Raw genomic sequence first — 19865 nt, 5'->3', positions numbered from 1 at the left:
TAGCACATTAAAATAAAATGTACAATCTTTTTTGAAAATAACTGACAAATTAAATCACGTATGCAATTATCAATATCTTATTTGAATAAAAATAAACAAATCTTTCGAATGCCACTTTATTCCTTTTTCTAAGTGTTAAAATGTAATCTGACAACATTTATATGAAAAGAAAAGCAAACGAAGGCGACGTAAATTTCCAAAGAATGATTGATGAAGGACATTTAGAGCATTATGAAAAAGATATGAAGTTTATTCGTGATCATGGAGCTGAGTGGATTTGATCATATTGTCTTTTTTTGTCGGTAAGTCGATATCCTTTGTCGAATCGTCGATATATTGGAAAAATCGTTGATATATTTTAAGTTATGATAGATATATCGAGAAAATCGTCGATATATTTTTATTTACTCTCGAATCGTGCGAAAAATAATAAGGGGCACCCTTCAAAAAGGGGCCCCTTCCTTTTATTTCGTAAATTGTGCTTCTTCTGTAGATCCTTTTAATGCTGTCGTTGATGAAGTACCACCTGTAATCACTTGTGCTACTTCATCAAAGTAACCTGTTCCTACTTCTCGTTGATGGCGAGTTGCAGAGTAGCCGTGTTTTTCTGCTGCGAATTCTGCTTGTTGTAGTTCAGAGTATGCTGCCATGCCGCGCTCTTTATAGCCGCGTGCTAATTCGAACATGCCGTAGTTTAATGAGTGGAATCCAGCAAGTGTTACGAACTGGAACTTATAACCGTAAGATGCGATTTCTTTTTGGAAGCTCGCAATTGTTTTCTCATCTAGTTTTTGTTTCCAGTTAAATGAAGGTGAACAATTGTATGCAAGCAATTTCCCTGGATGCTCTTTATGAATTGCGTCCGCAAATCGTTTTGCATCTTCTAAATTTGGTTCAGATGTTTCACACCAAACGAGGTCTGCATAAGGAGCGTATGCTAAACCACGTGCAATCGCTTGGTCAAGACCTGCTTTCGTACGGTAAAATCCTTCTGGTGTTCTTTCTCCTGTAATAAACGCCTTATCAACCGGATCAATATCGCTCGTAATTAAATCAGCTGCATCCGCATCAGTTCTTGCAACGATAATTGTCGGTACACCCATTACATCTGCAGCAAGGCGTGCCGAAATTAAATTACGTACCGCTGTTTGCGTTGGTAGTAATACTTTTCCCCCTAAATGACCGCATTTTTTCTCTGAAGATAATTGATCTTCAAAGTGCACACCTGATGCACCCGCTTCAATCATACCTTTCATCAATTCAAATACGTTTAATTGTCCGCCAAATCCAGCTTCTGCATCTGCTACAATTGGTACGAAATAATCTGTATCACCGCTTCCTTCCATATGCTGAATTTGATCCGCACGTTGAAGTGTTTGATTAATTCGTTTTACGACAGCAGGTACGCTGTTTGCTGGATATAAACTTTGGTCTGGATACATATGTCCAGACAGGTTTGCATCTGCTGCTACTTGCCATCCACTTAAATAAATTGCTTTTAACCCAGCTTTTACTTGTTGCATCGCTTGGTTTCCTGTTAATGCGCCAAGTGCGTTAATGTAATCTTCTGTATGAAGCGACGCCCAAAGCTTTTCAGCACCGCGGCGCGCTAATGTATGCTCGATATCAATTGACCCGCGCAGGCGAATTACATCTTCTGCCGAATATGGACGTGTGATCCCTTTCCAGCGCGTATCTAACTCCCAGCTCTCTTGTAATTTCTCGATTCTTTCGTTTTTCATTTGTTCCATCCCCTTTTCATTTTTTATAAAATTTCATAACCCGGTAATGTTAAAAATGGTACGAATTCATCATTCCGAACGAGATTTGTAAATAACGTTGTCGCCTCTTGGAATCTCCCTTTCTTAAAGGCTTCTTTACCAATCTCTCTTTCTATTTTTGCTAACTCTTCTTCTTTTAGCTCTTCCATTAATTCAAGTGTAATATTACGGCCATCATTTAATTTTCCACCTTCATGGCGAATCCATTGCCATACTTGTGCCCTAGAAATTTCCGCTGTTGCCGCATCTTCCATTAAGTTATAAATTGGTGCTGCTCCCCGTCCGCTTAACCAAGATGCGATATATTGAATGCCTACGCTAATATTCATACGAAGACCCTCTTCTGTAATCGTTCCCACTGGTACTTCTAATAAATCCTTTTCTGTAACATGTATTTCTTCACGTTTTCTAAAAATTTGATTCGGCGTTTTCATAATGTGATTAAATACTTCCATCGCGACTGGCACAAGTCCCGGGTGGGCAACCCAAGTCCCGTCATGACCGTCTAAAGCTTCGCGCTCCTTATCAGCACGCACTTTTTCAAAAGCAGCTTCATTTGCTTTTGGATTGTTTTTAATCGGAATTTGTGCTGCCATTCCTCCAATAGCTGGTGCATTACGACGGTGACACGTTTGAATGACTTTCAAAGAATACGCGCGCATAAACGGCGCCGTCATCGTGACTTGCGCTCTATCTGGAAGTAAAAATTCATTATGATTACGGAAACCCTTTAGAAAACTAAAAATATAATCCCATCTTCCGCAATTTAATCCAGCAGAATGATCTTTAAGCTCATACAAAATTTCATCCATTTCAAACGAAGCGTGAATCGTTTCCAGTAACACCGTGGCTTTAATCGTTCCGTTTGGAATACCGATATATTTTTGAGCAAATACGAAAACATCATTCCATAACCTTGCTTCTAAATGGCTCTCCATTTTCGGTAAGTAAAAGTATGGACCGCTGCCTTTTGCTAAAAGAGCTTTCGCATTATGGAAAAAATAAAGTCCAAAATCTACTAAGCTACCAGACATATTCTTTCCGTCAACTTGCATATGTTTTTCTTCTAAATGCCATCCTCTTGGACGCACAATTAATACTGCTGTTTTACTATTTAAACGATATTCTTTTCCGTTTTCATTTTTATGTGAAATCGTTCCCTTTACTGCATCTCGTAAGTTTATTTGACCTTCAATCGCATTTTCCCAAGTTGGTGAATTCGAATCTTCAAAATCCGCCATAAAAAGATGTGCTCCTGAATTTAAAGCGTTAATAACCATCTTTCTATCTACTGGGCCAGTAATCTCTACGCGGCGATCCTCTAAATCTTTTGGCAATTTAGCAATTGTCCAATCAGCTTCACGTATGTGCTTCGTTTCTTCTAAAAACTTCGGAAACTCCCCTGCATCAATCCTCTTTTGTTTCTCCGCACGCTTTTGTAAAAGTTCTATGCGGCGCTCATTGAAATTTCCATGTAGTTCCTTCAAAAAACTAAGCGCCTCAGGTGTCAATATTTCGTTGTACGCTGGCAACATTTCTCCGGGCAATGTAACCCGTGAAGTTTGCGTCGACATATTAGCATCCCCTTCTTAAACTGTTTTATAACAGATTTGATTTTATGTTTTATATTATATAACAAATCTTCAGAAAAGGAAGTTTTTTTTGAAAATTTAATTGTTTTTTTGTAAAACTGTATTCTTCCACCGGTATTACACATAAAAAAGAAGCCAGTGTTATACAACACCAGCTTCTTGTTCTATTATTTATTCAAAAATTGTTTTAAATAAGAATTGCGCATATTGTTCACGTGTTACTTTCATGTTTGGAGCAAAGTTACCCTTTCCATCTCCTACCGAAATACCATTTGAACCTACTGCATTAATCGCATTTTCTGCCCAATGTCCTTTTGGTACATCTTTAAATCCTTTTGTTTCTTTTACTTCTAACTCATATGCTACTGTAAGCACTTGTGCCATTTCTGCACGTGTTAATGTATCTTTCGGTCTAAAGTTTCCAGTTCCATCACCATTAAAGATACCCAATTCTGTTAATACTAAAATTTCTTCTAAGAACATTGTTGATCTTTCATTAATATCTTTATATGGATTTTCAAGAATATCGCCTTCCTCGAATACTTCACTGAAATCCATTGTGCGATAAATTAAAGCGGCTACTTGTTCACGTGTTACGTTATGTCCAAAACCGAACACACCATTTCCATAACCAAGCATAATTTCTTGTTCTGCTAAAGTTTGAATTGCTTCATAAGACCAATGTCCTGCTGGTACATCTTTAAAGAATGCCTGACTTGCTTGTTGTGGCTTTGCAGCTAATTCAGCTTTTGCTATTGTCCCTTCAGCACTAAATGCCACTCCACCCATAATTGTTAAAGCTGTTGCTACTTTTAAAAACTTTTTCTTCACAGTATTCTCTCCCTAAAAACATATTTTTTTCTAATATAAAGAATTAATGGAAGCGTAACAATATAATTTCCATGTGATTTTTGTCTAATTTATGAACTATATTTCATATGCTTTTATTTACACTTGATTAACAATAAAGTTACTAAAACGTATATTTAAACAATAAAAAGTCACTTTATTCAATCTCTTCTTATCCACTAAAGTTGGAAAATTAAATTACGAATAGAAAATCAATATAATTACAAATAATTTTAAATAAGAAAAAAGCGTGGAATTCCCGCGCTTTTTTCTTAATATATATTATATCAATATAATTTAAACGTCCTTATACTTTAACTTTCATTCATAATCTTCATCTTTTACTGGAAAATAAAAAACAGCTCTATTTAAAAACGTTGCATATTGCTCACGTGTTACAACTTTATTCGGTTCAAATTGCCCATTTCCTGTTCCTACTATGACATGATTAGACTGTAGTGCACTAATCGCATTTTTTGCCCAATGATTATTTGGTACATCTTTAAATGTATGGTTCTTCTTCACCTCAAATGTAAATGCATTCGTAAGAATTTGTGCCATTTCTGCGCGTGTTACTGGTGCAGTTGGTCTAAAGTTTCCTTTTTCATCACCTTTAAAAATACCATGCTCTGTTAATACTAAAATTTCATCTAAAAACATTGTTGCTCTCTCAGAAATATCTTTGTATGGATTTTTTAAAGGTCCTTCCCTTTTCAAATTCAATGTACGATACAGCACTGCTGCTACTTGTTCTCTCTTTACATTATCACCTACACCAAACTTACCATTTCCATACCCTAACATTACTTTATTGTATACTACATCCATTATATCGTCATATGCCCAGTAGTTTACTGGAACATCATCAAACACAATCATTTCTGGATATTCTTCTGCTTTTACGTTGGGAACATTCGTACTTACAAACAAGCCGCCCATAATAGTCATCGTTGCCATTATACGTAACATGTTCTTCTTCATTGCCCTCTCCCCTTTACCTCCATTTTAAAAAACGGAAAATAATAGACTGAAATCCTTTCCAATATTACATATGTTGCCTTTGCACCATTTATGCAATATATTACATTTAAAAAATCTATTATTGTGAAAATCACTACTAAAGGAGAGCCAATTCGCTCTCAATTTCAATTTTTATACCGAATTGTACGCAAACTAATTTTCTTTCCTGTATTCATGTAAAGGTGTTTCTATAATATAAATATTCTACTTTTTTCAAAAGAAATCCTTCACGTTTTAAGAGTTCATTTTCTAGACAAAAAATGCAATTATATCGACTTACCTACAACATACGACAATAGTAACCTCTCTATTAATAAAAGCTCATAATGAGCGGAAGATACCTCTTCTACACATTATGAGCTTTCTCTCTATCTATTCCATTTTCCCTGGAGAATTATCAATTGATCGTTGTAAAAACTTCGCAAATTGTCCGCGTGTAACGAGCATTTCAGGCTGGAACTTGCCATCTCCCGTTCCTACCGCTACTTTATTAGACTGCAATGCGCTAATTGCATCCCTTGCCCAATGATTTTCTGGTATATCTGTAAATGTATGCGGATGCTTTGTTTTCAACTCATATGCTTTCGTTAAAATTTGTGCTAATTCTGCACGAGTCAGTGTATCTTTCGGACGGAAATTTCCATTTTCGTCGCCTTTAAAAATGCCAATCTTTGTTAAGTGTAAAATTTCGTAAGGGAACATGGTTGATTTCGTACTAATATCTCCATATGGATTTCCAATAGTCGCACTTCTTTTTACATGAAGTGCGCGGTACAATACTGCTGCCGCTTGTTCACGTGTTATATGATCTTCTGTCCCAAACTTACCATTTCCATAGCCATACATAATGCGATGATATACTAAATTTGTAATTTCATCATACGCCCAATGATCTGTTGTTACATCATCAAACTTTATCATAATATCAGGACTAGATTTTTGGACGACATCTGTATTTGCAGACACACCATTTGCACCTACAAATATTCCTCCCATTAGTGTTAACGATGTCGCTATCTTTACTAGCTTTTTCATCTCTCTCATCTACCTTTTCCTTTATTTCCCTGCAAATTATATTATATAATAAATCTGAAAATTATAAATTTATTTCGAACTAATTATTTACAATTAAGAATATAATTTTTCTTCTACTACTATTTTTTCACCCTTTGTTTTTCGAAAAGTAAATGCCATTCCTACAAATATAAGAACAATTCCTACTATTTGCATACTAGTCGGTCTAAACCCGGTAAAGACTGTATCTAATAGTATTGCAACCGCAGGATCTAAGAACACTAATACAGAAATTAATCTCGTCGATAAATCTCTTAAACTGTCAAAAAATAAGTAATATACAAATCCCGTATGTATAAGACCTGTCGCTGTAATCATCATCCAATTCATCTCTGTTAACCCTTGAAACTTGCCAAAGTCTACGAATGGTAGCAATAAAAATATACCTAAAAATGTTTGTAAAAATGTCATCGCATAGGCGCTCGTATGCTGAATTCCTTTTCCTAATAAAGTGGTAAAAGCATAAAATAGTGCCGCAAGTAGTGCCCATACCATGCCAGATGACATCAGTTTTTCAAGTGATAGACTTCCATCTACTCCAGCCACTAACACTGTACCGATAAAACAAATAACAATGGACAAAACAGCAAACATTGTAAGTCTCTCTTTAAATACAATACTACCAATCATTAATACGATAATGGGTGCTAGATGATAAACTGAAATCGCAATTGTAATCGACATAACTTCAAATGCTTTAAATAGAAATACCCAGTTAAAAACGAGAAATACACCGCATGCTAATATTTGCATGACTTCTTTTTTATTCCATTGCTCACTTTTATATTGTCCTGTTACGAGCCAACATAATGCTAAAAATATAGTCGCACAAATACAACGAACGAATACTAATTCAAAAGACGGTAAACCTGTTTGAACAGAGAAAAATCCAATTGATCCGAAAATAGACATCGAAAGGATCATTTTTATAGCCGGCATTGATTTTGAATGAAACAAAATATTAACCTCCTAAACATTTCACTGAATATTCCATATATTATACACTATAATTTTCCAAAACTCGAATAACGCATAAAAAAAGAAGCAGTACACTACCGCTTCTTTTCCTTTTCATATTGTTCAAACGTATGAATTCTTTCAAAAATTGGTGGGTGTGTATATAAGAAAAACTTTACTAACGCAGGCGGATTTACTTGGCTTAAGCTCGTTTTTGATAAATATTGAAACGTTTTTACACCAGATTTCCCGTCCTTCGTCATATCTAGAGCGTATTGATCTGCCGCTCGTTCTTCTATACGAGAAACATAGTTTGTTGCTGGCTGTGATGCAAAAGAGAGGACAGAAGAAATTAAGAAAAATAAAGGTAAAATTGAGAAACATGCTGCTTTTGACATTTGCAGCGTATCCCCCCATTTTCGAATACACATATTGATAATACGACTAATGAGGTACATCCCTATAAACGATAGCAACACATAACTCGCAACGCCCCAATATATATGTTTCATAACATAATGCCCCATTTCATGAGCCATTATAAATAAAATCTCTTTATCTTTTAATTGCTTTAGCGTTGTATCCCACATTACAATGCGCGAGTTAAGTCCTATTCCTGTTACATATGCATTTAACGCATTCGTTTTTTCCGACATATTGACTTCATATACATGTTTCGCTGGAATATCGGCTTTGTCTGCCATCGCTAAAATTTTCGTTTCTAATTCTTTATTTTTCAGCGTCGAAAAGTCGTTATAAAGTGGATCAATCACGACAGGCTGTATAAATGTTAAAAAGATTGTAAACGGAACAGAGAGTGCCCACCCTGCTAACCACCATCTCTTCGGGAATTTGCGAATAAGCCATAGAAGAACCGTAACTACAATTAACATCGTCGCATAGCTCTCCCAAAAACCGATAACATGATCTTTTATCCAGCTTTGTGTACTTTGCGTTGAAATGCCGTAATCAACAGAAACTTTTCGGCTAATCCATTGCATCGGCAGGGCAAGAACTGTTGTAAGTAGTGATAAATAAAAGAAATAAATCGCAACTTGCAGGACACTTATTTTCGTCGTTTCCTTCGACCATTTCTCAAACTTTTTTGAAATACCGAGCACAAGTACAAATAATAAAATAATCCATTCAAGAGGCGTCGCTAAAAAATACAGTAAATTTTTCACGCGCGAATAATCTTGGCTTAGCGTAAGCTCTCTTGCATTCATAAACGTTTCTGGATCTGCACTCGTTCCTTTGTACATGTCAGGAATTAGTTCATGATTCCATCCAAATAAATACCAATATATAAATAACGCAAACCCAACGTACAAAAAAAGCGACCACCCGATAACCTTCCTCACGCTATTCCCTCCTCTATGCTGCCTGTCTATTATTATTGTAAGTTCGTACGTGCTAAATTAGAACAAGCTTATTACGCGAATTGCTCGAGATCCTTTTATTTACATAAAAAAACTCTTCTACAAATAGAAGAGTTTTACCTACCTTTAGACGCTTTCTTCGGTTCATAATCTGGGATAAGAAACGTACTTACAACCCAGCATATTAAACCAGCGCCTTTTATATAGCGTATATATTCATAGTCCTGAAAAAATAACGTCGTTACAATAAGCGTAAAAAATCCAATTAAAACTAGTACATATCCTATTTGCTTCTTAGATAACATAACGTACCTCCTTAAGGAAGTACATCCATTAATAAGCTAAAATCTTGCAGAGAAAAAGAACTATATTTCATAATCCCTTGTACAGCTAAAAGTAAAATAAGGCCGGTCACACACATATAATTAACGCTTTCTTCACTCTTTTTTTCAGCAACTACGCCGCCACTGATACATAGAATTCCTAACAAATGAAGCGCTAAATACATAAAGAAATAAGCTTCCTCCCAGCGAAGAATAACGTTGACTGTCGTTATTAGTACTATGCTCAGCACAATCAAATAAAAAAACTTATTTGATGATATTGTTTCATTCATATAATTTTATACATCCCTTTCAAATTTAGAATGAATGATGTTTCAAAGCTATAAAGTAAATGATTATTTTCATACTATAAAACAAAAGGAAAGACACTATTACTTTCCCGAATATTTTATGAATCCACATATACTTCTCTTCATTTTTTCTGAAGATGCGCTTCATCATTTCTTCTACAATTAGACCAAATAGTAGTAAAACCCCTAACACAATGAGAAGAGAAATAATATTTTCTTTTACATGAGTACTAGAAAATAAGTAATACTCCGGAAACACAATCGTATCTACTACAGGTTGCAGCCAATGACAAACGCTTTTATCACATATATCTGTAATAGACGTAGCATCTATAATATCTTTCAATATTTTTCAATCGTCTTTTTCATCTCATTTACTCCCCACTACGTCTGAAAAGCTTTTTTCCTGCTCTACATATATAGCGGGCATTTCTTTACTCCAATATTTGCGGTTAACAAATAAAAAGATGAGTACTAAGTTTAATCCTGTTATAAAAATAATAAGTCCTGGAAAGAACGTCGTATAATTTGAGAAATCTGTAAAACTCATTATCTCTTCTTTATTTATTAAAAAAGAAGCACCGATTACAAATGCATTGTTTAACATGTGAATAGCGATTGGCATGAGTAAACTATTCGTACGAATATATACGATTGATAGTACAACGCTAAATACAATTGCACCTAGGAAATCAACATGTAACAATGCAAACAATATTGCTACAACAATGATTGCTATACTCGTTCCCCATTTTGCTGCGAAGCGTTGCAGTAAAAATCCGCGAAAAACAAATTCCCCAATAATTGGTGCGATGAATACGACCATAATAACTTGATAAACGTATCCTCCAGTGCTATCCATAATCGGTTCGCGTAATGCGTTCATAATAAATGTCGGTGTAATCCATGCAAAGCTATACATGTACAAAATAAGATATCCATAACTAAACACGCATAACATGATCGTAATGTATAAAACTTGCACCAGGTTAAATGTTTCATTTCTATTAATAAATAATGAAAATGAAACACGGTGTTTTTTATACTCAAAATAAATCCACGTAATCGGCAGGATATAGAATATAAGAATATTTATAAAAGTAGAATTTTGCATATGAAATGTATTTTCTATCAATTCATTACTGGCTCTTGCAACTACAGTTAATAGTGCAAATACAATTAAAAAATATCTAGCTCGCATCGTTTGAAACGGATTCACACTCATCTCCTCCCCTATGTTACTTTTATCATATCATTTGATTCTTAATTTTTTGAGAAAGAAAACCTTAAAATTTCCTTAAAAATTCCATAAGTTACCGAAAGATGATATGATATTCGAGGAAATTAGGAGGGATTTTTTATGTATGAAGCAAATATTTTGCTCGTTGATGATGAAACAGCAATTTTACAATTACTAACTACCATTCTTGAAAAAGAAGGTTTTTCTCATATTACAACTGCAACATCCGCTGAAATAGCTTTATCTCTCACTCAGCAAAACGATTACGATTTAATTATTTTAGATGTCATGCTTCCTGGACAATCTGGTTTTGATATTTGTCCAATCATTCGTCAAAAAACAGATTGTCCTATCTTCTTCCTCACAGCTAAAACATCTGATTTAGATAAAATATCTGGATTTTCACACGGTGCAGATGATTATATTACGAAGCCATTTAATCCACTTGAAGTGGTAGCTCGTATGAAAGCACAACTCCGAAGACATATGAAGCAAGTTATGCCACACGAACAAAAAGCACAATCCAGTTCATTTGGTAGATTTAAAATTGATCGATATTCCGCAGAGCTTACAGTAAATGGGCGTGTTGTCGAATGTTCCGCCCAGCTATTTCAGCTATTACTCTTCTTTTGCGAGAATCCGAACTACGTATTTTCAAAAGAAGAAATATACGAGAAAGTTTGGGGAGCACCTGCCTATAATGGCGATGACAATACCGTTATGGTCCACATTCGAAAACTACGTGAAAAAATCGAACAAGACCCAAGTAAACCAGAATATATAAAAACCGTTCGCGGGCTTGGCTATAAGTTCATTACAAAGTAGGGTGACGATATGAACTTTAATAAACGACTTATTATCCAGTTTATCATGCAACACGTATTTGTTTTAGTTACATTACTGATTGCTGTAGTAACTGCATTCACGTATTTAATTTTTCTTGTTACGAGTACTTCATACGAACCAAACATTCCAGATGCTGAAAATTTTATGATTGCAAGATACATCTCTTCAGAAGATGGCAATATTTCGTTAAAAGCTGAAGTAAAAGACTTAATTAAAGAGAAAAATGATTGGATTCAAGTTGTAGAGGAAAACGGAAAAGTTCTCTATCACTTTAATACGCCAAATGACGTACCGACATCTTATACGAAAACATCTTTATTCTCGTATATACAGAATCACATAGAAAGTCCTTATACATTTACATATTGGGAAATTGAATTAGAAGAAAAAAACGTACTTGTTATTTACGGCGGTATGTTAAAAAGCAATGTATTACTGAAAACGATACAGAAAGAGCACCCTTCTGTATCTACAGATTCATTCGCATTAACAGAAGAAGAAAAACAGTTACTTTCTAAAGAAAAGGCTACTCTTCAAATCTTTAATAGTGGCGGCGAAGAAGTATTCTCCTATCCAGATGGAAAGAAAAAAACGTTTTCTGTCATACAAGCTGCTCTTAGCGAAAAGGAACCGTGGAACCATAAAGAAAACACGTCTAGCTTTTACGACACAAATAGCAATCATCTTCTCGTTGTAACTGCCAAAAATGAGTACTACTACCCAGATGATGAAATAGACGATGTATTTGCTAAAAAGTTTCTAATCGGATGCGGATTAATCCTTCTTATCGTATTTGTTTATTTAGTCATTCTTTCTATTTGGTACGGTAATAAATTTGGAAAACCGTTATTACATGCGATGCGCTGGCTTAAAAACATAGCTGGTGGAAAGTACGAAGAGCCTGTTAGTAAAAAAGGAAAACCTATCAGGTTCAGGAAATCTGGTAAAGAAAAATGGTCATTCCGCTTATTTAGTGATGTTACAAATTCACTAGAGCACCTTTCTATTACACTCAAAAAAAATGATGCGATGAGGCAAGTACTGCAGCAAACACGTGAAGAATGGATTACTGGTCTAACGCACGATTTAAAAACACCACTAAGTTCTATATACGGCTACGCATTATTACTAGAATCAAAACAGTATAACTGGACCGATCGTGACATTCAGCAATTTGGCAGCGTTATGAAAGAGAAATCTCAATATATGACCACACTAATTGATGACTTAAGCTTAACGTATCAATTAAAAAATAACAGTCTTCCTGCGCAGCATGTAAACATTGAAATGAATCAATTCGTCCAAAAAGTATTATTACAATTCATTAATAATCCGACACTTCAAAATCAAAATATTGAATTCGTACCAAGCTCAAATAAAATTCAATATTTCATTGAAGAAAAATGGTTCCAGCGTATTATTGAAAACTTACTCGCAAACGCTGTAAAACATAATAATGAAACGACTAATGTCATCGTAAAACTTTCGCAAAACGCTACTTCATTTACACTCTCTATTTCAGATAACGGAAAAGGAATGGATGATAAAACGAAAGAGCTTCTATTTGAGCGATATTACAGAGGAACAAATACAGAAGAAAGCAACATTGGAACTGGACTTGGCCTCGCCATTACAAAACAGCTCGTTCATGCTCATAACGGAACGATTTCTATTGATAGTGAACTTGGAAAAGGAACGACGATTATACTTGTGTTTCCGTTTCGTTCGTAGAAAAGGCGCTTTGTGGCGTCTTTTCTTTTTTGGAAGAGTTTAGCGGTATATGAAATGATATAGACCATCTTTCTGAGTTGTTTTAGCGGTATATGAAATTATATCGGCGATTTTGCGAATATATCGGCGATTTTTCAAATATATCGGCGCAACTCGAATTATATCAGCGATTTTCTAAATATATCGGCGCAACTCAAATTATATCAGCGATTTTCTAAATATATCGGCTTATCGACAAAAATCAACAACTATAGCACCCCATCTTATATGCAAAGCTCCTGAAAAACAACGATTCCAGACCAATTGAAATTTCACGAAATAAAAAAGCGAACCACCTCCCAATGATTCGCTCTTACTCTATTACTTCTTCTTCACCGGTATCCAAAGCTCTACTTGAGCGAACTCACTTTTATCTTCGTGACAACGCTCATCGTATAATTCAAACTCTGTAACGCCGCAATGTTCGTATCCTGAATGCGGGAACCACTCTGAGAATACTGCATTCCACGTTTGGTGAATAGACGATACCATTTCTTCATGAGGAACTTTCGGCGTTGTAAATACCGCATATGTTGCTGCCGGGAACGTGCGCTTTGCAATTTCATTTGGTACATTTTCAAAGTCTGTGACTTCCATTCCGATAATATAAGTGAAGTCCCCTGTTTCTAAATTAAAATCAGTACATAATCCAAGCTCTACCCATTGGCTCGTATCTTTACGATTCGGAATTGTCGTTCCAAGATCTTTTTGTAAATATTCTTGCCAAAATGCTGGAATGTCTTGATGGTTCTTCCCTTCTTTACTTGTCGTCTTCAGTTCATAACCCGCCACTAAAAATTCCGGTTTATTTACAATACGATATTCCATTTGTATGCCTCCTAAATACGGATTTAATTTTCTTTGCTTTACATTCACGCTGTAATACATCGGTGTTTCTATTTCCTGCTTTCGATATTCACTCGGTGTCATTTGAAATAATTTTTTAAAGGCTCTCGTGAACGTTTCGTGAGATTGAAAGCCATGTTCAAATGCGATATCAATAATTTTTTCATCCGTATGAGAGAGTTGATAAGCTGCCCGGGCTAACCTCCTCTTCCGAACATACTCCATTACCGTATCACCTACTAACGCCTGGAATACACGATGAAAATGCGACTCAGAAAAACCTGCAATGCGAGCTAACTTACGCAGCGTCTGTTTTTCCATTACATCTTCCTCGATATAATCAATGGACCTTTGAATTTGTGTTTCATAGCTTTCCATCTCTGTTCACCCGCCTTATATGTATTATGATAAAAGAGAATCTTATCCAATTCTTGACGTTTTTTACTATAATTCCATAAAAAATTGTAACTTTTTTATATGTTTTTCGTTGTTATGTATGAAGGGAGGGAAATGTAGTGAAACGTAAACAATCATTAGAAGAAATTTACTCAGAACATATGCAAGATTTATTTCGCTATCTTCTCTCCCTAACCGGAGATTCCCATTTTGCTGAAGATCTCATGCAAGAAACCTTTTACCGCATGCTCGTCCATATTGACTATTACAAAGGCGAAGAAATTAGACCGTGGTTATTTACAATTGCCTACAACGCCTTTATCGATTGGTATCGAAAAGAGAAAAAATATAAAACGACGACAATTACAGAATTCCATTTACCAAACGTGCCAAGTACAGAGCACTCTTATTTCATAAAACATGAGATTGCTAGTTGGTTAGAAGGTTTATCTTCTCTTCCGCTTGAAAGACGAAATGTTCTGTTACTACGAGATTACTACGGATTCTCATATAAAGAAATAGCAGAGATGACCGGTCTCTCACTAGCGAAAGTGAAAATTGAATTACACCGTGGTCGAAAAGAAATGAAAAGCATAAAGGAGTGATACGGATGGGTTGTACAGAATTTAAAAAACTATGGGAGAAGTACGAAAACGGAACGCTCACGCATGATGAACAGAAACTGTTGGAAAGTCATATTGAGACATGTGAAGAATGCGAGGCTTACTTAGATCAATTGCTTTCAAAAAGTGAAACAATAAAGAAAAAACTACCACCACAAAACCTGAAAGTTCCGTTTTGGAAAATAAAATGGAAACAACGTTGGCAAACCGTTAGTTTTGTCCTTGCCGTTTGTATTGCAATCTATTTTGTCGGCCATTTTTCATCTTCTCTTTACTTCTATAATATGAAAAAGTTAGTCGAAGTAGATGAAATCCCAGCACTCGCACTAGAAGCAACAATTCCAAATAGTCGTTCCACTGGAGGCAGTACAAAGATTAAACCCTTTTTCCGTACAGAAATTGAAATGAATTTAGTTAAAACGGTCGGTAAAAAAGAAATGCCAATTGGTACAGTAACAACGCGTAGCTTCTTATCATCTGTAACTGACACAAATCAATCATGGGCAAATAAACCCTATTCCAACAAACTTTCCTTTGTTCATCCAAAAATAAAGCAAGATGATCATTTGAAAGAAATCTCTAAAAAAGTTTGGAGTACACTCGGAAAGATACATGAGGGCACCGTTGCAGAAGTAGCGATATCTTTTGACAAACCTTACACTTTACAAGAATTAGCATCCATTCTATATAGCACATTTGAAGCACAAGAAATGCCGCCCACTCCTATATGGTACGCTTTAGACACAGGGCAAGAAAGAATAGATGAAGAAGATTTCATCCTACATGGCGGAGAGGTTATCGGATTTTCAGAACATATAAATCTCCCTGATAATGAAGCAAAACGACCGAAGACAAAAGAAGATGAAGTAATCGAAATGATGCGTATTCTTTCTACACATAAAGAAACTGTAAGTAAAACTACTTGGACTCCTGAAAAAGAGCTGAACTTAGATAAGCGTTATGAGTATGTAAAAGAGAACGGTGTAAAAGTATACGGGATCGTCATTACCGGACCATCGAAAGAGTTATTAAAATTACAAAACTCGCCTCACGTTCGTTATGCGACTCTTGGAGATATTGAGGTTTGGAATTGGTTTGATCAGTGATGTGGGAAAAGGAGAGCATCTAGGAGTGATGCTCTCCTTTTTAATCCGAAATCACTTTCACATACATCCCTCTCACCGCTTTTTCATAAGCGCTATCACTCATCTGTCTTATGTTTTCTGACACAACAGACGATGGAACGACTTCCCCCTCACAAAGTAACGGTGGATCAATAAGACGTACTTTATTTTTCTGATACAAATCATAATCGTTTTTATCTTCTTTTACTTTTACATTCGGATGAACTTTGCTTACTAAAGCATGTACTTCTGGATTACTACATTGCTGCAATTTCGAAATTAGCTCATCATCTTCAAGAAGAAAATCATCTGCATGAATAACCTTTTTGTGTAGAGCTAACTTTAGCGTTTTTGCTAACATATCATTTCCATAAATATTCATTGGTTGCATAAAGAAATCGATGACTTCTTTGTAATACGTTTCTGTAAACCACTCTGCTATTTCGATATTTTGAAGGACCATTTTTCCGTTTACTTCAATTACATCTTCTAAAAAACTGTGAGCTTCTTCTAAAGAAATATACCCATATGTATACATATCTCGTAACGTATAATCCACTCGATCTGCGCATAATTCTGGCGCTGACCTTTCCAGTAATGTCCACTTCGAATCATCTAACAAAATCTCTTCATAGTTATAACCATACTTTGAAAGAATCGCTGGAATTTCTGAGTTTTTCACGACAGAACTAAATATCTCTTCATGATAACTTTCATTTCTATTATCAAAAACGTAATCAATCACATGAGAAAAAGCAGTATGTGATACATCATGCAGTAAACCTGCAATTTGTTCTTCTACTGAACCACCGAGTTTCTTCACTAACAACATAACACCAACTGAATGATCAAAGCGCGTTACATTCCATTCCTCATTTATTAAGTAGCTTGCGCCAGTTTGATGAATACCTTTTAACCTTTGCACAGACTTACTTACAATTAATTCTTCTACTACTGGATCCACTTCAAATTCTCCGTATAGCACGTCTGATATGATCACTTATAATCCCCCTTTATCTTATAATCGTAACTCTTTTATGAAATCGACACCAACAAAATATTAAATTCAAATATATTGATTTTCAATTATAAGTGTTGTATATTATACATGTCTGTTATTTGTTTTAATTCATTTATTTTTATTGAGTGCTCCTTATATGGAGCCTTTTTTATTTGTAAAAATAGAGAGCCATTAGCTCTCTATTACATACACTTATTCAAACGTAACCTCCACCTGCACAATCTCCGACCTACTTCCAAGTCTTAATGGTGGTCCCCAAAATCCGAAGCCTGAAGAAACAATTGCGTGAAATGCACCTTTTTGTGCGTATCCCCAGTCTAGTTCGTACATTCTTCTCGTTACAATATGGTTTGGTGCCATTTGTCCGCGGTGCGTGTGACCGGATAATAGTAAATCTACGCCAGCATCCGCTGCTTGTTTTAACTCGAATGGTTGATGATCCATTGCGATAACTGGCATCGTTTTATCTACTGTACTCATTAGATTTTCAAAACTTTGGCGATCTCGCTCTGTTTTATCTCTTCTTCCAACGAGATAAAACTGATCTTCAATTGTAATTACTTCATCTAATAAAATGCGAATATCGATCTTATCCATCTCTTGCAGGAATTCTGGAACTGCTCGCCCGTAATATTCGTGATTTCCTAACACACCATATACGCCTAGTGGAGCTGTCATTTGTTTCATAATATGTCCCATATTTTTTTGAATGAACACACCTGGATGATCATCGATAATATCACCTGGCAGTAAAATAATATCCGGCTCCATTTCATTTACATGACGAACAAGCCTTTTCAAATGCGAAACGCCAGATAATTTACCGAAATGCATATCAGAAGCCATCGCAATGCGTAAGCTTTTACGTCCCTCTACTTTTTTCGGAATGTGCACCTCATACTTTCTTACTACCGGGCTATATGCATTAAATACTCCGTACGCAAAGATAAAAATAAATGCAGCTAACACAACCGCCCCTGTCCAAATAATTGCCGCTTCTTTCTCCACTGAAAACTGTAAAAGAAAGACTGTAATATTAGCTAATGGTAATAACATAAGCGCGTATTGTATAACCGCAAACCAAATCGAACCTATTGTTCGTAGGAAAGGCAAAAACTTAAACACTTGCACGAGAATGTACGCATACGAAATGAAGCCAACTATGAAAGCGTAATATCCCCAAGACTCCCAGCCAAATACGGCATGAAGCCAAACCCAGCCGTTCCAGCCTATGTAGAGCATAAGTAGTGTGTATATAATTAATATCGTAAATATATTGAGATAACGAAGATTCTTCACAACTAGCCTCCTTATTCATTTCTTCTATTATATCTTGTTATGCACTTATAGCGTAAATATTAAGCACAATGATCTTCACAATAAAAACCTCTAATTGTTTAGTGATATTGCGTTTGTTGCGACGCAGGTTGGGGGAGTTGATGAGGAGGAATATATAAACAATACAGCGACGATTCTCTTGATAAAAATTCATAAAATTTCATTATACAAAACTCACCTATGCAATTATGCATAATCATGCCTTCCGCTTTATTTTCATGTTACGATATAAATGAAATACGACATATATCGACAAAAATAAAAGGAAGTGATTGTATGAAACGTTCTAAAACGTATTTAAAATGTTTAGCATTATCCGCTGTTTTTGCTAGTAGCGCTTTAGTGCTTTCAACACCTGCTGCTTACGCTCAAACGACGTCACAAGTTGTAACAGATATCGGACAAAATGCAAAAACACATACGAGCTATAATACATTTAATAATGATCAAACTGATAATATGACAATGTCTTTAAAGGTAACTTTCATCGATGATCCAAGCGCTGATAAACAGATTGCCGTTATTAATACAACTGGTAGTTTTCTAAAAGCAAATCCTACTATAAGTAGTGCGCCTATTGATAACTACCCAATCCCTGGCGCTAGTGCAACATTACGCTATCCTTCACAATATGATATTGCCTTTAATCTTCAAGATAATAGCGCTCGTTTCTTTAACGTAGCACCTACAAATGCTGTAGAAGAAACGACTGTAACATCTAGTGTATCATATCAACTTGGTGGTTCTGTTAAAGCTTCTGCAACGCCAAATGGCCCTAGCGCTGAAGCTGGCGCAACTGGTCAAATAACTTGGTCTGACTCTGTAAGCTATAAACAAACAAGCTATAAAACAAATTTAATTGACCAAACAAATAAAAACGTAAAATGGAACGTATTCTTTAACGGATATAACAATCAAAACTGGGGGATTTACACACGTGATTCCTACCATTCTTTATATGGAAACCAACTGTTCATGTACTCTCGCACATATCTATATGAATCTGATGCAAAAGGTAATTTAATACCGATGGATCAACTTCCAGCATTAACAAATAGCGGTTTCTCTCCTGGTATGATCGCTGTTGTTATCTCTGAAAAAAATACAGACCAATCTAACTTACAAGTCGCTTATACGAAACACGCCGACGACTACCAACTTCGTCCAGGCTACACATTTGGAACTGCAAACTGGGTTGGAAACAACGTAAAAGATGTTGATCAAAAAACATTTAATAAATCGTTTACACTAGATTGGAAGAATAAAAAGTTAGTAGAGAAAAAATAAAGAAAACCGAACCGCCATTTAGATGGTGGTTCGGTTTTTATTTAAATAACAAATTCTTTCTCTTCACATTAAAATAAAACTTTTAATA

At 35.5% G+C, this 19865-nt stretch carries 19 protein-coding genes and 1 pseudogene; 6 read left to right on the top strand and 14 right to left on the bottom strand.

What is annotated here, in order from left to right:
• Positions 1–158 precede the first annotated feature (158 nt).
• Positions 159–281 (top strand): annotated as a pseudogene (locus PQF83_RS00475) (aminoglycoside phosphotransferase); the annotation flags it as partial.
• Positions 282–464: 183 nt separating this feature from the next.
• Here the strand turns inward: PQF83_RS00475 and aceA are convergent.
• The 11 genes from aceA to PQF83_RS00420 form a co-directional block, all read right to left on the bottom strand.
• Positions 465–1742 (bottom strand): isocitrate lyase, encoded by a 1278-nt coding sequence (aceA, locus tag PQF83_RS00470; protein ID WP_000787354.1) that lies wholly within the window; start codon positions 1740–1742, stop codon positions 465–467.
• 23 nt (positions 1743–1765) lie between these two features.
• Positions 1766–3355 carry a malate synthase A gene (gene aceB / locus PQF83_RS00465; protein ID WP_000107307.1) on the bottom strand — a complete coding sequence of 530 codons (1590 nt, stop codon included), beginning with the start codon at positions 3353–3355 and terminating at the stop codon, positions 1766–1768.
• 189 nt (positions 3356–3544) lie between these two features.
• Positions 3545–4204, bottom strand: coding sequence for an S-layer homology domain-containing protein (locus PQF83_RS00460; RefSeq protein ID WP_000726287.1), 660 nt, complete (start codon positions 4202–4204; stop codon positions 3545–3547).
• A 339-nt stretch (positions 4205–4543) separates the two neighbouring features.
• Positions 4544–5203, bottom strand: a complete 660-nt coding sequence (locus PQF83_RS00455) for an S-layer homology domain-containing protein (protein ID WP_000739931.1) — start codon at positions 5201–5203, stop codon at positions 4544–4546.
• Positions 5204–5614: 411 nt separating this feature from the next.
• Positions 5615–6286, bottom strand: a complete 672-nt coding sequence (locus PQF83_RS00450; RefSeq protein WP_001208790.1) for an S-layer homology domain-containing protein — start codon at positions 6284–6286, stop codon at positions 5615–5617.
• 84 nt (positions 6287–6370) lie between these two features.
• On the bottom strand, positions 6371–7273 hold the full coding sequence (locus PQF83_RS00445; protein WP_000469094.1) for a DMT family transporter: 903 nt from the start codon (positions 7271–7273) through the stop codon (positions 6371–6373).
• A gap of 95 nt (positions 7274–7368) precedes the next feature.
• On the bottom strand, positions 7369–8634 hold the full coding sequence (locus PQF83_RS00440; RefSeq protein ID WP_001233284.1) for a M48 family metallopeptidase: 1266 nt from the start codon (positions 8632–8634) through the stop codon (positions 7369–7371).
• A gap of 134 nt (positions 8635–8768) precedes the next feature.
• Positions 8769–8957 (bottom strand): hypothetical protein, encoded by a 189-nt coding sequence (locus tag PQF83_RS00435; protein WP_000949419.1) that lies wholly within the window; start codon positions 8955–8957, stop codon positions 8769–8771.
• 11 nt (positions 8958–8968) lie between these two features.
• The gene (locus tag PQF83_RS00430; protein WP_001006054.1) at positions 8969–9268 is read right to left on the bottom strand and encodes a hypothetical protein; all 300 of its coding nucleotides are present in this window, start codon (positions 9266–9268) and stop codon (positions 8969–8971) included.
• Positions 9269–9293: 25 nt separating this feature from the next.
• Entirely contained in the window at positions 9294–9632 is a 339-nt protein-coding gene (locus PQF83_RS00425) for a hypothetical protein (protein ID WP_000651701.1), read from the bottom strand.
• A 24-nt stretch (positions 9633–9656) separates the two neighbouring features.
• Positions 9657–10505, bottom strand: coding sequence for a CPBP family intramembrane glutamic endopeptidase (locus PQF83_RS00420; protein WP_001067975.1), 849 nt, complete (start codon positions 10503–10505; stop codon positions 9657–9659).
• 141 nt (positions 10506–10646) lie between these two features.
• Here PQF83_RS00420 and PQF83_RS00415 point away from each other — a divergent pair, with 141 nt between their 5' ends.
• Complete coding sequence (locus tag PQF83_RS00415; protein WP_000272688.1) at positions 10647–11351, top strand: response regulator transcription factor; 705 nt, start codon at positions 10647–10649, stop codon at positions 11349–11351.
• Between the two features lie 9 nt (positions 11352–11360).
• Entirely contained in the window at positions 11361–13103 is a 1743-nt protein-coding gene (locus PQF83_RS00410; protein ID WP_001010473.1) for a sensor histidine kinase, read from the top strand.
• 360 nt (positions 13104–13463) lie between these two features.
• On the opposite strand, the gene PQF83_RS00405 is transcribed toward PQF83_RS00410, so the two are convergent.
• On the bottom strand, positions 13464–14366 hold the full coding sequence (locus PQF83_RS00405) for an AraC family transcriptional regulator (RefSeq protein ID WP_000446822.1): 903 nt from the start codon (positions 14364–14366) through the stop codon (positions 13464–13466).
• Positions 14367–14503: 137 nt separating this feature from the next.
• Here PQF83_RS00405 and PQF83_RS00400 point away from each other — a divergent pair, with 137 nt between their 5' ends.
• Together PQF83_RS00400 and PQF83_RS00395 are read left to right on the top strand one after the other, a co-directional pair.
• On the top strand, positions 14504–14989 hold the full coding sequence (locus tag PQF83_RS00400; RefSeq protein WP_000823993.1) for an RNA polymerase sigma factor: 486 nt from the start codon (positions 14504–14506) through the stop codon (positions 14987–14989).
• Between the two features lie 5 nt (positions 14990–14994).
• The gene (locus PQF83_RS00395) at positions 14995–16113 is read left to right on the top strand and encodes an anti-sigma factor (protein WP_000501930.1); all 1119 of its coding nucleotides are present in this window, start codon (positions 14995–14997) and stop codon (positions 16111–16113) included.
• Positions 16114–16153: 40 nt separating this feature from the next.
• Here PQF83_RS00395 and PQF83_RS00390 read toward each other — a convergent pair whose 3' ends face one another.
• The gene (locus PQF83_RS00390; protein WP_000587044.1) at positions 16154–17131 is read right to left on the bottom strand and encodes an HD domain-containing protein; all 978 of its coding nucleotides are present in this window, start codon (positions 17129–17131) and stop codon (positions 16154–16156) included.
• Between the two features lie 213 nt (positions 17132–17344).
• Entirely contained in the window at positions 17345–18451 is a 1107-nt protein-coding gene (locus PQF83_RS00385) for a metallophosphoesterase (protein WP_000793754.1), read from the bottom strand.
• A 315-nt stretch (positions 18452–18766) separates the two neighbouring features.
• Here PQF83_RS00385 and cytK2 point away from each other — a divergent pair, with 315 nt between their 5' ends.
• The gene (gene cytK2 / locus PQF83_RS00380; protein ID WP_000830619.1) at positions 18767–19777 is read left to right on the top strand and encodes a beta-channel forming cytolysin CytK2; all 1011 of its coding nucleotides are present in this window, start codon (positions 18767–18769) and stop codon (positions 19775–19777) included.
• Positions 19778–19865: the final 88 nt, after the last annotated feature.

This window comes from Bacillus sp. FF-1 (assembly GCF_028548245.1).
In the GTDB taxonomy this organism is placed as follows: Bacteria; Bacillota; Bacilli; order Bacillales; family Bacillaceae_G; genus Bacillus_A; species Bacillus_A paranthracis.
This window is presented reverse-complemented; position numbering and strand designations above follow the sequence as displayed.

Excerpts from the sequence above, each read along its gene's own strand:
- PQF83_RS00455 (WP_000739931.1), bottom strand. The coding sequence starts at position 5,203 with ATGAAGAAGAACATGTTACGTATAATGGCAACGATGACTATTATGGGC.
- cytK2 (WP_000830619.1), top strand. The coding sequence starts at position 18,767 with ATGAAACGTTCTAAAACGTATTTAAAATGTTTAGCATTATCCGCTGTT.
- aceB (WP_000107307.1), bottom strand. The coding sequence starts at position 3,355 with ATGTCGACGCAAACTTCACGGGTTACATTGCCCGGAGAAATGTTGCCA.
- aceA (WP_000787354.1), bottom strand. The coding sequence starts at position 1,742 with ATGAAAAACGAAAGAATCGAGAAATTACAAGAGAGCTGGGAGTTAGAT.
- PQF83_RS00405 (WP_000446822.1), bottom strand. The coding sequence starts at position 14,366 with ATGGAAAGCTATGAAACACAAATTCAAAGGTCCATTGATTATATCGAG.
- PQF83_RS00435 (WP_000949419.1), bottom strand. The coding sequence starts at position 8,957 with ATGTTATCTAAGAAGCAAATAGGATATGTACTAGTTTTAATTGGATTT.
- PQF83_RS00415 (WP_000272688.1), top strand. The coding sequence starts at position 10,647 with ATGTATGAAGCAAATATTTTGCTCGTTGATGATGAAACAGCAATTTTA.
- PQF83_RS00430 (WP_001006054.1), bottom strand. The coding sequence starts at position 9,268 with ATGAATGAAACAATATCATCAAATAAGTTTTTTTATTTGATTGTGCTG.
- PQF83_RS00395 (WP_000501930.1), top strand. The coding sequence starts at position 14,995 with ATGGGTTGTACAGAATTTAAAAAACTATGGGAGAAGTACGAAAACGGA.
- PQF83_RS00450 (WP_001208790.1), bottom strand. The coding sequence starts at position 6,286 with ATGAGAGAGATGAAAAAGCTAGTAAAGATAGCGACATCGTTAACACTA.
- PQF83_RS00410 (WP_001010473.1), top strand. The coding sequence starts at position 11,361 with ATGAACTTTAATAAACGACTTATTATCCAGTTTATCATGCAACACGTA.